Genomic DNA, 14,186 nt, shown 5'->3' with positions numbered 1-14,186 from the left:
GCTGCATTGGCCGGACTGGCTCCCTACAACGTGGACAGCGGACAACACGCCGGCAAACGCCGCATCCGCGGCGGACGCGCCGCGATCCGCCGTGTCCTGTACATGGCGTGCTGGTCAGTGATCCGCAGGCAAGCCGACTTCAAGGCGCGCTACCAGCGACTACGCCAGCAGGGAAAGGCCGCCAAAGTCGCCATCACCGCCTGCATGCGCGTCCTGCTCATCCGCCTCAACGCCATGGTCCGCGAACAGACCGAGTGGCGAACCAGCTAAAAGACAGTTGCTCCTACATAAAGCGTCTGACGGCGTGCGGCCCGGTATCCCGGCTAAAGGGCGAGGTCGATCCCGCGGGCTGCGTAGAAAGCGGCCCGGAAGTCGGCGAACCGCCCGTCCGCGATCGCCGCCCGCATCTGCGCCATCACCTGCTGGTAGTACCAGAGGTTGTGCAGGGTGCCCAGCATCGGCGCCAGCATCTCGTTGCAGCGGTCCAGATGGCGAAGGTAGCTGCGGGTGAAGCCGTTGCGGCAGGCGTAGCAGCCGCAACCCGGCTCGATCGGCTGCAGGTCGTGCTCGTACTTCGCATTGCGGATCCGCACCGTGCCGAACGAGGTGAAGTAATGGCCGTTGCGCGCGTTGCGGGTCGGCATGACGCAATCGAACATGTCCACGCCGCGCGCGACCGCTTCCACCAGGTCTTCCGGCCGGCCCACGCCCATCAGGTAGCGCGGCTGGTCCGCCGGCAGCTGCGGGCAGGTGTGTTCCAGCGTCGTGTTGCGCTCCTGTTCGGTCTCGCCGACCGCCAGCCCGCCGATCGCATAACCGTCGAAGCCGATCGCCTTCAGCCCGTCCGCGGAGCGGGTTCGCAGGTCGTGGTGCACGCCGCCCTGCACGATGCCGAACAGCGCGGCGTCGTTGCCTTCGTGCGCGCGTTTCGACCGCTCCGCCCAGCGCAGCGACAGCTCCATCGAGCGCTCGATCACGCGCGGATCCACCGGCTTGCCATCGATGTTCACCGGCGGGCACTCGTCGAAGATCATCACGATGTCCGAGCCCAGCACGCGCTGGATGTTCATGCTCTCTTCGGGCCCGAGGAATACCTTGCTGCCGTCCACCGGCGAGGCGAACGTCACGCCCTGCTCGGTGATCTTGCGCCGGTGCGCCAGCGAGAACACCTGGAAACCGCCGGAATCGGTGAGGATCGGCTTGGTCCACCGGGCGAACCCGTGCAGGCCGCCATGCGCACCGATCACGTCCAGTCCGGGCCGCAGGTACAGATGGAAAGTGTTGCCCAAGATGATCTCGGCGCCCAGGTCCTCGACGTGTTCCGGCAGGATGCCCTTCACCGAGCCATAGGTACCCACCGGCATGAACGCCGGCGTTTCGATGGTGCCGCGCGGGAACGTCAGCCGTCCGCGGCGTGCGGCGCCGTCGGTGGTCAGCAGGTCGAAGGACATGCGACTCATGCGGCCACCCTGCCACGCGCCCCATACCCGTCATTCCGGCGAAAGCCGGAATCCATTTGGCTGTTGGTGTTGCGGTCGGAAGCCAAAATCAAGATGGTTTCCGGCTTTCGCCGGAATGACGATCCCATTTCTGACGCGGAACGGTCACGATTCACCTGGCATCCTCCGGAAACAGCAGCATCGCGTCCCCATACGAAAAGAACCGGTACTGCTCGCGCACCGCGTGGGCATACGCCGCCATGATGCGGTCCCTGCCGGCGAACGCACTGACCAGCATCAGCAGCGTGCTCTCCGGCAGGTGGAAGTTGGTGACCATCGCATCGACGCTGCGGATGCGGTAGCCGGGGAAGATGAAGATCTGGGTCTCGCCGGCGAACGGCTGCAGGTCACCGTCACGCATCGCAGATTCCAGCGCCCGTACGACGGTGGTGCCCACGGCGATGACGCGGCCGCCGCGGGCGCGGGTCGCGCGCACCTGCTCGACCAGCGCTGCACCGACGTTGAGCCACTCGCTGTGCATGTGGTGTTCGAGGATGTTGTCCACGCGCATCGGCTGGAAGGTGCCGGCGCCGACATGCAGCGTCACGTGGCCGAACTCCACGCCCTGGTCGCGCAATGCCGACAGCAGCGCGTCGTCGAAATGCAGGCCGGCAGTCGGCGCCGCCACCGCGCCGAGTTCGCGCGCGAACACGGTCTGGTAGCGCTCGTCGTCGTCCTGGCCCGGCGCACGCTGGATGTAAGGCGGCAGCGGCAACCGACCCGCCTTCTGCAGCCAGCTTTCCAGCGCGCCCGGCACGTGGAAGCGCAGCTGGTAGAACTCGCCATCGCGCCCGACCACCTCCGCTTCGCCGCCGGCATCCAGCTGGATGCGGCTGCCCGGCTTGGGCGACTTGCTGGCGCCGACCTGCGCGCGCGCCGCGTTTTCCGGCAGCAGGCGTTCGATCAGGATCTCGACGCGCCCACCGCTTTCCTTCTGGCCGAACAGGCGCGCCGGGATCACGCGCGTGTCGTTGAACACCAGCAGGTCGCCCGGCCGCAGGAATTCCGGCAGATCGCGCACGTGCCGATCAGTGAACTGCGCATCGCCGGACGGCACCACCAGCAGGCGGCTGGCGGAACGCTCCGGCAGCGGCGCCTGGGCGATCAGCGCGTCGGGCAGGTCGAAATGGAAGTCGGACTTCTTCACGGTCGGGGCCTTGCGGGGGCGTGCATTGTACGGGAGCCCGCCGGGCCGCCCCGTCGTCAGCGCTCGAACTTGGTCGACAGCACGATCGACGACGTGGTCCGCTCCACGCCCTCGAGCGCACCGATGCGGTCGGTCAGCAGATCCATGTCCCCGACGCTGGGCACCGCACCGATGGCGATCAGGTCGTGGCTGCCGCTGACCGAGTGCAGCACGCGCAGCTCCGGCATCGCGCGCAGGGCGGCGACCACCGAGGTCATCTGCTTGGGGTGCACGGCGATCATGATGTGCGCGCGCAGGTGGCTGCGGTCGTATTCGTCGTGCACGCGCACGGTGTAGCCGCTGATCACGCCCTCGCGTTCCAGGCGCTCGATCCGGCTCTGCACCGTGGTCCGCGACAGGCTCAGGCGGCGCGCGATCTGGGCGGTGGAGGCCCGTGCGTTCTCACGGAGCATTGAGAGCAGTTGCTGGTCGGCGTCGGTGAGCTTCATTGAACAGGCACGATTCGGCGAATCGACGAAATATCCCCTAAATCCGCGCAGTTCACAACTGTCAAATGACGAATTATTCCCGATAATACGAGTTTGCCGCTTGCTGCCGGAGGATTCCCATGGCCCTGACCGACCACCTCGCCCCGCTCCGCGCCCACAAGGGCCAGCGCCTGACCCAAGGCCTGGACGACGCCACCATCGAGCGCCTGGCCAAGGGCCACCCGGACCTGGTCGCCGCCATCGAGGCCGCCGCCGCCGAGCACGCCCGCCTGCAGGACGAGTTCTCCGAACTGCTGGCGATGGACGAAGCCGAGCAGCTGCGCGCGGTGCAGGCCGGCTACGTCAACTTCTACGCCGACGACGCCATCAACCCCTATATCGCCCTCGCCGCCCGCGGCCCCTGGGTGGTCACGCTCAACGGCGCCGTGCTGTATGACGCCGGCGGCTACGGCATGCTCGGCTTCGGCCACACCCCGGCCGCCGTGCTGGAGGCGATGGCCCGCCCGCAGGTGATGGCCAACATCATGACGCCCAGCCTGTCGCAGCTGCGCTTCGACCGCGCCCTGCGCAACGAGATCGGCCACACCCGCGGCGGCTGTCCGTTCGCCAAGTTCCTGTGCCTGAACTCCGGTTCCGAATCCGTCGGCCTGGCCGCGCGCATCGCCGACATCAACAGCAAGCTGATGACCGATCCGGACGGCCGTCACGCCGGCCGCGCCATCAAGCGCATCGTGGTGAAGGGCAGCTTCCACGGCCGTACCGAACGCCCGGCGCTGTATTCGGATTCCTCGCGCAAGTCCTACCAGCAGCACCTGGCCAGCTACCGCGGCGAGGATTCGGTCATCGCCATCCCGCCGTACGACGTGGACGCGCTGAAGCAGGCCTTCGCCGACGCCGAGGCCAAGGGCTGGTTCGTCGAGGCCGTGTTCCTGGAGCCGGTGATGGGCGAAGGCGACCCGGGCCGCTCGGTGCCGCCGGCGTTCTACGCCGCCGCGTGCGAGCTGACCCGCAGCCACGGCAGCCTGTTCCTGGTCGACTCGATCCAGGCCGGCCTGCGTGCGCACGGCGTGCTGTCGATCGTCGACTACCCGGGCTTCGAAGGCCTGGACGCGCCTGACATGGAAACCTATTCCAAGGCGCTGAACGCCGCGCAGTACCCGCTGTCGGTGCTTGCGGTGAACGAGCGCGCCGCCGGCCTGTACCGCAAGGGCGTGTACGGCAACACCATGACCACCAACCCGCGTGCGCTAGACGTGGCCTGCGCCACGCTGGCCCAGCTGACCCCGCAGGTGCGCGAGAACATCCGCAAGCGCGGCGTCGAAGCCGTGCAGAAGCTGCAGCAGTTGCAGGGCGAACTCGGCGGCCTGATCACCAACGTGCAGGGCACCGGCCTGCTGTTCTCGTGCGAACTGTCCCCGGCGTTCAAGTGCTACGGCACCGGTTCCACCGAGGAATGGCTGCGCCAGCAGGGCCTGAACGTCATCCACGGCGGTGCCAACTCGCTGCGCTTCACGCCTCACTTCGCGATGGATGGCGAAGAGCTGGACCTGCTGGTCGGCATGGTCGGCAAGGCGCTGCGCGAAGGTCCGCGCATCAGCCAGGCCGCGGCGGCCTGATCCTCTCGGCCCGTGCGACGAAAAAGGCGAGCTTCGGCTCGCCTTTTTCTTGCCCGTCATTGGGGCTTCCAACCGCCACGTCTGCTCATCGCGTACGATGGCGGGCCTGGGCCCGCCCTACGGCTTCGCGACGAAACGGTCCAGCGATTCGCGGATCAGCGCCTTCGCTTCCTTCGCATCGCCATAGCCGTTGAGCTGCACCGGATTGCGGCCCTTCGGCAGGTCCTTGTAGACGCGGAAGAACGCCTCGATGCGCTGGCGCTCGATCTCCGGCAGGTCGGCCAGGTCGCGGATGGTGGCGTAGGTCGGGTCGACCTTGTCGGTCGGCACACCGATGATCTTCTCGTCGTGCTCGCCCGCGTCGATCATGCGCAGCACGCCGATCGGACGGAACTTCACCAGCACGCCGGGATGCAGCGGCTCGCGCGTCAGCACCAGCGCATCGAGCGGATCGCCGTCGCCGGCCAGGGTGCGCGGCATCGAGCCGTAGTTGGCGGGATACGCCACCGGCATCGACTGGAAGCGGTCCACGTAGACCAGACCCTCGTCGTTGATCTCGTACTTGGTGAAACTGCCGGCGGGGATCTCCACGGCCAGCAACACTTCCTCCGGCGCTGCCTTCGGCTGCTCGGCGAGAAACGGGTGGCGGATGTGGGCTTCACGGGCGGACGCGCTCGCGCAGAAAAGAAGCAAGGCGACAGCGGCAACGTGCTTCATGGTCGACTCCTTGTAGGGGGACACCGTAGAGCGGAGCTTGCTCCGCTGCTTTTGTAGAGGGTCGGCGATGCGTGAGAACAGCAGCCGAGCAAGCTCGGCTCTACAGCGACGGGTCATTCCCAGCACCGGTCGGTGCGGCCCTTCAGGGTTTCGGCGCGCGTGCAGGCGCGTTCGTCGATTCGATCTTCATCGCGCTCGACCAGTTGCTTGCCCCTCTCCCCGCCGTCAACGAGATCGAACGCGTCGTACAAGCGCCCCGTCGCCGTGCGCGCTTCATAACGCAGGCGCGGACCGTCGAAGCGCAGCACCTGGAACAGCTGCGTATCCTCGGCGACCGGTCGCATCGTCCTGCGCGCTTCATCCGACAGCCTGTACTGCTTGGCGCCGGTCACCGACACCACGAACACCGGTGGCGGGCTCTTCAGGCGCCCATAGACGTGGTCGTGCCCCTGCAGCACCAGATCGACCTTGTGCTTGCTGATCACCGGCAGCAGGTGCTTGCGCAGCGGCACGTTGTCGCGCCCTTCGCGCGGCGAGAAGAACGGCTGGTGCGTCAGCACGATGCTCCAGCGATGCGGGTTCGAGGCCAGCGCCTGGTCCAGCCAGGCGGCCTGCGCCTTCGCGGTGCCGAGGTCCAGCGCGGACGTCCCGTCGATGACGACCACGCGCACGTCCTGGTAGTCGAACCAGTATGTGGTCCGCTTCGCCTCCGCCAGACCATTGCCCGGCAGCGCAAAGGTCACCGGCCAGTGCGCGCCCAGCACGCGGCGCTCCTGCGGGGTGTCCTCGAACTCCTCGAAGTATTCGTGGTTGCCCGGCGCCGGCGCGACGACCAGCGAGGTCGGCAGCACCTCGTTCGCCTCGAACCACTCGCCCCACTCGTTGTCGTCCTCGCCATCGCCGCCGCTGACCAGATCGCCGGCGTACAGCGCCAGCCGTGCGTCGGGCGCATGGCGCATCGCCTCGCGCACGACGCGGGTGGTCAGGCTGACGTTCTTGTTCTGCGTATCACCGAAGTACAGCAGCGTCAGCGGCGCGGATGCCTTCGCCGCCGTGCGTGTGTGATGCCAGGCGCTCCACGTGCGGTCGCCCTGCACGCGCCAGGCGTACAGCGTATCCGGCTGCAGCCCGTCGACGTCGGCGCGATGGTGGTGTGCGCTGCCGTTCTCTGTTTTCAGTGCGACGCTGGTGGCGGTGATGCGACGCTGGTCCCCCATGTCGGGCGAATCGCCGGCGACGACGATCTCAAGCAGCGGCGCGCCGACCGTAGTGTCCGTGCGCCAGGCCACGGAGAAGCCGGTGCGGGCATCCTGCGCAGGCGAGGCCACGATCCGGTCCGGGAAGCCGCTCGGCGCATAGCGCATCACTCCCTGCGGCACGCGCGTGTTCGGTTCGGGCTGGCGTGCCGTCGCTTCCTGCGCGAGCGCCGTCGTGCAGGTCCCCAGCAACAGCATGGCCAGCAGCCACTTCATCCCCGTGTCCCCTGCACGCTTCATTCGACGCGGCACTCCGGCAGCGACAGCGCCTTTGCGATGTCGCGCCAGTCGAACGCGGCCACCGCCTGGTCATCGTCCACCGCGTAAAACACGCCCTGCGGGAACCGGTCGTCCGCGCTCTGGTCCAGCCACACGCCGTCCGTATTCGCGGTCTTGTTGCCGGCGAAAGCACCCTTGTAGTCCAGCGTCTTGCGGTCGAAAACGTGGAACACGCTGCGGTCCTTGAACTGATCGGTCGCGATCCAGTAGCCGGTACCGCCCGCGCACTGCGCCAGCGCCATGCCCTCGGCCTGCGCCTTGAACAGGTCCGCGCCGATGTCGCGGCCACGATACGCACCGTCCAGGCCGTACTCGCGTAGGCGCGTGCCGACCGCGACATCCTCTTCGGCCAGCAGCAGGCGGTCGTTGGCGGCATCGCCGAACACCGACTCCGCGATGCGGATCGCGCCGGCTTCGCCCGTGTCACCGAACGTGCCGGCCAGGCTCGCCTTCCAGCCACCCTCGGCGCGCTGCAGGTGGTAGCGCTTGAAACGCTGGCCCAGCTCCGCCAGCGGCGGCGGCAGGTCCTCGTTCTGCGGCGACATGTAGTTGTCGCTGACGATGACTTCGTACGCACCCTTCTGCGGGCGCACCCACAGGCCATATGGCTGTTTCAGCTCGTCGGCACCGAATACGAGAAGTGGCGTGAAGTCCGGCAGCTGGAAGACCTGCACGCGCCGGTTGTCGCGCTCGACCACCAGCACCAGATCGTCGATCACGGCGATGCCGTTGGGGCGCTGCATCTGTCCGAGCTCCGGGCCCGGGCCGGACGCCGTGCGCAGCTGCTTGCCGGTGCTGCCGTCGTACACGACCAGGCGGTGGGTGTCCTTCGCGGTGGCGATCAGCCAGCGCGTGCCATCGGCCGCGCGCCAGCTGGCCGGAGAGTCGACGTTCTCCGCCGGCGTCGCTGCGGTGATGAAAGCTTCGGGCACCACGACGTGCGCGATCTTCGCCTCGCTCAGCAGCGGATCCTTCTCGACATGTTCGTCCGGCTCTTTTTCGCGCGCCGGCGTCTCGATCGCCGTGGCACCCGCAACCGGTGTATCGGGTTTGCCGCCGCACGCGGCAAGCAGGAAAGGAATCGCAAGCAGGGCAATGCGTGATTTCACTGGGGTCCCCATGACATGAAGGCGTCAACAAACTGCCATGTTCTACGCAGCCGCGATGACATTTTCGTGTCAGTGCGCTGCGCGCGAGTACCTGTCACCGCGCGGGAACCTGGCTGTCATGTGGTCGCCATGTGACGTGATTACAAAGTGCCGTTTACTTTCGTCACGGGGACGACACACGATGAAACGCAATGCCTTGGCCGCTTCGCTTTCGCAGGCGCTGTTCTGCGCGGCCCTGCTGCCGGCCAGCCTCGCCGCCACCGCCCAGAACCAGGCGCCGGACGCCGGTACCGCCGGCGATCCCAAGCAACTGGACACCGTGGTGGTGCAGGCCGAGATCGCCTACCGCGACCGTACCGACGACATCGCGCCCACGTTGGTCTACGACCTGGAATATTTCCAGCGCTTTGAGCCGAACACCGTGGGCGACATGCTCAAGCGCGTACCGGGCGTGGGCTTCGTCGGCTCGGACATCATGGAGTACGACGGCGTGCAGCTGCGCGGCCTGGGCGGCGGCTACACGCAGGTGCTGATCAACGGCAAGAAGGTGCCCGGCGCCGGTGACGACCGCTCGTTCTACGTCGACCGCATTCCGGCCGAGATGGTGGACCACATCGAGATCAAGCGCAGCGCCAGCGCCAACCGCAGCGGCGACGCCATGGCCGGCGCCATCAACATCGTGCTGCGCGATGCGTACGAATTCACCGGCAGCTACATCCGCGTGGGCGTGAACCGCTGGGACGACGGCGAGATCAACCCGACCTTCGGCGCGGTGACCTCGTCTGAGGCGCTGGGCGGCCGCCTGCTGGCCGGCATCAACGTGCAGGACCGCTACCGCGCCAAGACCAAGCGTTCCGACCGCTTCACCGACAACACGCAGGAAGAGAAGGTCAGCTGGGAAGACCAGACCGAGGTGAAGGACGGCCGCGACTACTCGGCCAACCTGTCCTACACCGCCGACGTGGGCGATACCGGCCGCTTCAGCCTCGATGCCTTCTACGTCAAGACCGATCGCGACGTGACCGAAGTGTCGTTCGAGGAAGAGCTGGACGACGACGAAACCATCAACCTGCGCGTCCCCGGCCGGGACCCGTACGACCAGAAGAACTACGGCATTGGGGCCGAATACAGGTTCGACATGGCCGGCGGCCGTACCGAGGTGAGCGTGGACCATGCGCGCTTCGAGAATTCGCAGGCCACCACCGAGGGCGAACAGGTCTACGTCAGCGGTGCGGAGAACTGGGACGACACGTGGAGCATCCCGGCCGACGCCGAGTGGGACGAGACCGTCTACGAAGCCGAATCGGTCACTGCCAAGGACGCGGAGACCGGCTTCCACCTCGGCCATGTGCGGCAGGTGGGCGACGCCGAGCTGGAGTTCGGCGTCGACTACCGCACCAAGAAGCGCGAAGGCCTGCTGGTGAGCTACGAGTGGGAGGCTGAGGAGGAAGGTGAGATCCCCGCTTCCCTCGCGGCCTACGAACTGGACGGCAGCGTGGCTTCAGTGATCGAGGAAAGGCGACTCGATCCGTACATCATGCTCAGCGGCAAGGGCGATGCTTTTTCCTGGGAGGCTGGCCTGCGCTACGAAACCACCAGGTCGAAGGTGGAATACCTCGAGGACGAGGAGAGCGAAGGACGGGTCAGCAAGGACTACAACGAGTTGCTGCCGTCGGTGAACCTGCGCTGGAACCTGGGCGATGCGGACCGCATCAGCCTGTCGCTGGCCAGGACCATCAAGCGACCGAACTTCAACGAGCTGCTGCCGGCGCTGCTGGACGGCGAGTTCGGCGACAACGACTACATCGGCAATCCCGAGCTGGACCCGGAGACCGCCAACGGCCTGGACCTCGGCTTCGAGCACCGCCTCGGCCGCAAGGGCGTGGTCGGGCTGAACTTCTTCTACCGCGACGTCAAGGACCTCATCGAGATCGTCAACACCGGCGAGCCCAGCGAAGAGATGCAGGACGTGTGGGACGAGCTGATCGAGGACGGCGACGCCGTCGACCTGGCCGATGCGATGGCGCAGGAACCGGCCTCGAGCTTCCTGTACACCTCAGCCAATGTCGGCGACGGCAAGGTCTACGGCGTCGAGTTCGACGTCTCCACGCCGCTGTCGGCCATCGGCCTGGACAACACCGGCGTGTTCGCCAACTACTCGTGGGTGAAGTCGAAGGTCGACGACTTCATGGGCCAGCGCCGCTTCAACGATCAGGCCAAGTCGGTTTACAACATCGGTTTCATCCACGACCTGCCGACGCTGGGTGCGAGCTTCGGCGCGACCTACCGCAAGCAGGGCGACGCCTACACGCGCCTGCTGGGCGAGGAAGTGGTGATCCGCTACGGCGGCGAACTGGACGTCTTCCTCGAGAAGCGCTTCGGCACGAGCGTGTCGGTGCGCCTGAGCGCCAACAACCTGCTGGATGCGAGCAAGGACGAGTTCTTCGACAAGTTCAACACCCTGCAGGACCAGATCGACCGCGACTACGACGAGTACGAGCTGGAGACCGAAGAAGCCGGTCCGAGCTACCAGCTGGTCATGCGCTGGGCGTTCTGACACCCGACGGTCGCGATGAAGGGAGAAGCCGGCGCATGCCGGCTTCTTCTTTGTCGGGTCGCGGCGTTTGATGCAGACTGACCGCATCTCCCGCCGCCCCTGCACCGCCATGAAGACCGTCGAAGTCCGCCACCCGCTCGTCCAGCACAAGATCGGCCTGCTGCGCAACGCCGGCCTCAACACCAAGGACTTCCGTGAGCTCGTCACCGAGCTGGGCACGCTGCTGGCATACGAGGCGACGGCCGATCTCGATCTGACGACCGAGACGATGTCGGGTTGGGCCGGACCGGTCGACGTGAAGAAGATCGCTGGCGCGAAGATCACCCTGGTGCCGATCCTGCGCGCCGGCCTGGGCATGCTGCCGGGCGTGCTGGCGTTGATCCCGACCGCGCGCGTCAGCGTGGTCGGCCTGCAGCGCGACGAGGAAACGCTGCAGCCGGTGCCCTACTTCGAGAAGCTGACCGGTCGGCTGGAAGAGCGCGACGCGCTGATCCTCGACCCGATGCTGGCCACCGGCGGCACGCTGATCGCCACCATCGACATGCTGAAGCGCGCCGGTGCGAAGCGGATCAAGGGCATCTTCCTGGTCGCCGCGCCGGAGGGCCTGAAGGCGCTGGAAGCGGCGCATCCCGATGTCGAAGTCTATACCGCCGCCATCGACGAGCGCCTCAACGACAAGGGCTACATCCTGCCCGGCCTCGGCGACGCCGGCGACCGCATCTTCGGCACGCGGATCGGCTGAGGTCGTTAGTAGAGTCGAGCTTGCTCGACTCCTCCGTCGTTCCGACCGCTGCCGGGCAAGCGCAAAGCAGCGGAGCAAGCTCCGCTCTAGGCCGCCAGCGGGCGCGCCTGCAGTTCCGCCACTTCGTGGACGACGCCGAACTTGCCCTTCTCGTCGCGGGTCACCTGCGCCAGGGCGCAGCCCGGGTCGTGGGTGAAGAACAGATGGACGTTGCGGGTCAGCTTGTCTTCGAGGAAGGCGCGCTTCTCGTCGATCAACAGTTCCGCGTTGCGGTCGTAACCCATGGTGATCGGCACGTGCACCCACGAGCGGCCGGGGATCAGGTCGGCGCAGAACACCACGCCACCATGCGCCTGCCCGTCCACGCGTTCCGGCCCGACGATCTCCGCTAGCATCAGGCCGGGTGTGTGGCCATCGCTGAAACTGAAACGCACGGCGTCGCCGAGCACGTTAGCGGTGTCGCCGGAAACGAGTTCCAGCCGCCCACTCGCTTCCAGCAGCGGCTGCAGCTCGGGGATGAAGCTGGCGCGGTCGCGCGGATGCGGCTTCAGCGCCCGCTGCCAGTGGTCCGCGCCGACGACGAACGTCGCGTTGGGGAACAGCAGCTCCGGCGCCTTGCCCTCCTGCCACGGCGACAGCAGACCACCAGCGTGGTCGAAGTGCAGGTGACTGAGCACCACCACATCGATGTCCTCGTGCGAGAAGCCCGCCGCCTGCAGCGAATCGAGCAGCACGTGGCGCTCTTCCTGCACCCCGAAGCGCGCGCGCATCCGCGGATCGAAGAACGCACCGATGCCAGTCTCGAACAGCACGGTCTTGCCGTTCAGCGGCTGCGCCAGCAGCGCGCGGCAGGCCAGTTCGATGCGGTTCTCCGCATCCGGTGGCGACCACCGCTCCCACATGGCACGCGGCGCGTTGCCGAACATCGCGCCCCCATCGAGTTTCTGGGAATTGCCCAGCAGCGACCAGAGTTTCATGGTCTGGATTCTACGCCCGCCGCAGGCCCGGGACATCTCCCCACCCTGTACGGCTTTTGTAGGAGCGCCCCATGGGCGCGATGCTTCTTCGCTGCCTCATTCAAAAAAGCATCGCGCCCATGGGGCGCTCCTACAACGCGGGAATCAGGGCGTTGCGGCCGACTCCACTACCTTCGCCGCGCCGACGTTGTTGCGCGGATCGCTGCCGCCATGCAGCGTGTTGGTGGTCTTGTCCCATTCCACCGTCTGCAGGTTGCCCCAGACGTGGCTGGAGCCGCGGCCACCCTGCGCGGCGTTGCCGGGCACCTTGAACTTGTGGCCCATGGCTTCCAGCGCCTGCTGCGAGGCGGGCGTCAGCGCGTCGGTTTCCATTTCGATCAGGTCCGGCATCCACTGGTGGTGGAAGCGCGGCAGCGCCGCAACGGCCTGCGGGTCGAGGCCGGCGTCGTACCCCAGCACGCCCAGCAACACCATGGTGATGATGCGGCTGCCGCCCGGCGTACCCAGCACCGCGACCTTGTCCGGCGACTCCATGAAGGTCGGCGTCATCGAGCTGAGCATGCGCTTGCCCGGCTTCGGCGCGTTGGCGTCGTAGCCCATCACGCCGAAGGCGTTCGGGGTACCGGGCTTCAGCGCGAAGTCGTCCATCTCGTTGTTCAGCAGCACGCCGGTACCCGGCGGCACCAGGCCGGAGCCGTACAGCAAATTGACTGTCTGCGTGCCGGCGACGCGGTTGCCTTCGGCATCAATGATCGAGAAGTGCGTGGTCTCCTCATCTTCCAGTGGCGTCTGCTGGCCCGACAGCTGGTCGCTCGGCGTTGCCTTCTGCGGATTGATCGTCGCGCGCAGGCCGGCCGCGTAGTACGGGCTGGTCAGCGTCTTCATCGGGATCTCGACGAAGTCCGGATCGCCCAGATAGAACGTGCGGTCGCGGAACGCACGGCGCATCGACTCCACGATCAGGTGCGTGCGCTGCGCCTCGTCCAGCTTCGACAGGTCGTAGGCGTCGAGGATCTGCAGCATCTGCGTCAGCGCCACGCCACCGGACGACGGCGGCGGCGCGGTCGTCACCTGCCAGTCGTTGTACTTGAACGTCAGCGGCTCGCGCTCGCGCACGGTGTAGCCGGCCAGTTCCTTCGCGGTCCACTGCCCGCCCTCGGCCTTCACGCCGGCCAGCAGCAGCTTCGCGGTCTCGCCGCGATAGAAGCCGTCGAAGCCTTGCGCGGCGAGGCGCTCCAGCGTGCGTGCCAGGTCGGGTTGCCGGAAGATGTCGCCTTCCTTGATCGGCTGCCCGTTCGCCAGGAACACCGCACGCGTGCCTTTGTAGCGCTCCATCACCTCGCGGCGCGCCTGATAGCCACGCGCCATGCGCGCATACACCGGGAACCCTTCGCGCGCCGTGCGGATCGCCGGCGCCAGCGAGGTCTTCAGCGGCAGCCGGCCGTACTTCGCCGCCAGGTGGACGAAGGCGGCCGGCAGTCCGGGGATGCCGGCCGCCCACGGACCGTTCTCTGCGCGGTCGCGGTTGAAGTCGCCATTCGGCAGCAGGTACTTGTCGGGCGTCGACGCGGCCGGCGCGGTTTCGCGCGCATCGATGAAGACATCCTTGCCGGTCTTGCCGTCATGCAGCAGGAAGAAGCCGCCACCGCCCAGGCCCGAACTGATCGGCTCCACCACCGACAGCGTCGACGACACTGCGATGGCCGCGTCGAAGGCATTACCGCCCTGCGCGATGACGTCCAGCCCCGCCTGCGTGGCGAGCGCATGCGCACTGGCGATGGCGGTGCCGGGCGGGTGGG

The 14,186-nt window shown here is 67.1% G+C and carries 12 protein-coding genes; 4 read left to right on the top strand and 8 right to left on the bottom strand.

All coding sequences use genetic code 11. The features are described from left to right. A partial coding sequence (locus CSC78_RS18430) for a transposase (protein ID WP_162339327.1) occupies positions 1-270 on the top strand: 270 nt, incomplete at its 5' end. Positions 271-323: 53 nt separating this feature from the next. On the opposite strand, the gene tgt is transcribed toward CSC78_RS18430, so the two are convergent. The 3 genes from tgt to CSC78_RS18415 form a co-directional block, all read right to left on the bottom strand. Beyond that, the gene (tgt, locus tag CSC78_RS18425; RefSeq protein ID WP_162339326.1) at positions 324-1,460 is read right to left on the bottom strand and encodes a tRNA guanosine(34) transglycosylase Tgt; all 1,137 of its coding nucleotides are present in this window, start codon (positions 1,458-1,460) and stop codon (positions 324-326) included. Between the two features lie 151 nt (positions 1,461-1,611). Next, entirely contained in the window at positions 1,612-2,646 is a 1,035-nt protein-coding gene (gene queA / locus CSC78_RS18420; protein ID WP_162339325.1) for a tRNA preQ1(34) S-adenosylmethionine ribosyltransferase-isomerase QueA, read from the bottom strand. Between the two features lie 56 nt (positions 2,647-2,702). After that, positions 2,703-3,134: an Lrp/AsnC family transcriptional regulator gene (locus tag CSC78_RS18415; RefSeq protein ID WP_162339324.1), complete on the bottom strand. Its 432-nt coding sequence runs from the start codon at positions 3,132-3,134 to the stop codon at positions 2,703-2,705. Between the two features lie 119 nt (positions 3,135-3,253). Between CSC78_RS18415 and CSC78_RS18410 the strand changes: the two genes are divergently transcribed. After that, the gene (locus CSC78_RS18410) at positions 3,254-4,750 is read left to right on the top strand and encodes an aminotransferase class III-fold pyridoxal phosphate-dependent enzyme (RefSeq protein ID WP_162339323.1); all 1,497 of its coding nucleotides are present in this window, start codon (positions 3,254-3,256) and stop codon (positions 4,748-4,750) included. Between the two features lie 117 nt (positions 4,751-4,867). Here the strand turns inward: CSC78_RS18410 and CSC78_RS18405 are convergent, their stop codons facing one another. From CSC78_RS18405 to CSC78_RS18395, 3 genes are all read right to left on the bottom strand, one after another. After that, entirely contained in the window at positions 4,868-5,467 is a 600-nt protein-coding gene (locus tag CSC78_RS18405) for an inorganic diphosphatase (RefSeq protein WP_162339322.1), read from the bottom strand. 113 nt (positions 5,468-5,580) lie between these two features. Further along, positions 5,581-6,939: a purple acid phosphatase family protein gene (locus CSC78_RS18400; RefSeq protein WP_162339321.1), complete on the bottom strand. Its 1,359-nt coding sequence runs from the start codon at positions 6,937-6,939 to the stop codon at positions 5,581-5,583. A 20-nt stretch (positions 6,940-6,959) separates the two neighbouring features. Beyond that, the gene (locus CSC78_RS18395) at positions 6,960-8,075 is read right to left on the bottom strand and encodes a phytase (protein WP_379609470.1); all 1,116 of its coding nucleotides are present in this window, start codon (positions 8,073-8,075) and stop codon (positions 6,960-6,962) included. A 217-nt stretch (positions 8,076-8,292) separates the two neighbouring features. Here CSC78_RS18395 and CSC78_RS18390 point away from each other — a divergent pair, with 217 nt between their 5' ends. After that, a complete protein-coding gene (locus tag CSC78_RS18390) occupies positions 8,293-10,668 on the top strand; it encodes a TonB-dependent receptor plug domain-containing protein (RefSeq protein WP_162339319.1) in 2,376 nt (791 codons plus the stop codon). Positions 10,669-10,777: 109 nt separating this feature from the next. Continuing rightward, positions 10,778-11,410, top strand: coding sequence for a uracil phosphoribosyltransferase (gene upp, locus CSC78_RS18385; RefSeq protein WP_162339318.1), 633 nt, complete (start codon positions 10,778-10,780; stop codon positions 11,408-11,410). 86 nt (positions 11,411-11,496) lie between these two features. Here the strand turns inward: upp and CSC78_RS18380 are convergent, their stop codons facing one another. Together CSC78_RS18380 and ggt are read right to left on the bottom strand one after the other, a co-directional pair. Further along, a complete protein-coding gene (locus tag CSC78_RS18380; protein WP_162339317.1) occupies positions 11,497-12,387 on the bottom strand; it encodes an MBL fold metallo-hydrolase in 891 nt (296 codons plus the stop codon). A gap of 144 nt (positions 12,388-12,531) precedes the next feature. Beyond that, positions 12,532-14,186 (bottom strand): gamma-glutamyltransferase (gene ggt, locus CSC78_RS18375; RefSeq protein WP_162339316.1); only part of this gene is annotated, 1,655 nt, incomplete at its 5' end.

Origin of the sequence: Pseudoxanthomonas japonensis (assembly GCF_010093445.1) — a bacterium.
Taxonomy (GTDB): Bacteria; Pseudomonadota; Gammaproteobacteria; order Xanthomonadales; family Xanthomonadaceae; genus Pseudoxanthomonas_A; species Pseudoxanthomonas_A japonensis.
The sequence above is the reverse complement of the archived record's forward strand: the minus strand, read 5'-3'. Positions and strand labels throughout refer to the sequence as shown.

Excerpts from the sequence above, each read along its gene's own strand:
- tgt (WP_162339326.1), bottom strand. The coding sequence starts at position 1,460 with ATGAGTCGCATGTCCTTCGACCTGCTGACCACCGACGGCGCCGCACGC.
- CSC78_RS18415 (WP_162339324.1), bottom strand. The coding sequence starts at position 3,134 with ATGAAGCTCACCGACGCCGACCAGCAACTGCTCTCAATGCTCCGTGAG.
- CSC78_RS18410 (WP_162339323.1), top strand. The coding sequence starts at position 3,254 with ATGGCCCTGACCGACCACCTCGCCCCGCTCCGCGCCCACAAGGGCCAG.
- CSC78_RS18405 (WP_162339322.1), bottom strand. The coding sequence starts at position 5,467 with ATGAAGCACGTTGCCGCTGTCGCCTTGCTTCTTTTCTGCGCGAGCGCG.
- CSC78_RS18400 (WP_162339321.1), bottom strand. The coding sequence starts at position 6,939 with ATGAAGTGGCTGCTGGCCATGCTGTTGCTGGGGACCTGCACGACGGCG.
- CSC78_RS18390 (WP_162339319.1), top strand. The coding sequence starts at position 8,293 with ATGAAACGCAATGCCTTGGCCGCTTCGCTTTCGCAGGCGCTGTTCTGC.
- upp (WP_162339318.1), top strand. The coding sequence starts at position 10,778 with ATGAAGACCGTCGAAGTCCGCCACCCGCTCGTCCAGCACAAGATCGGC.
- CSC78_RS18380 (WP_162339317.1), bottom strand. The coding sequence starts at position 12,387 with ATGAAACTCTGGTCGCTGCTGGGCAATTCCCAGAAACTCGATGGGGGC.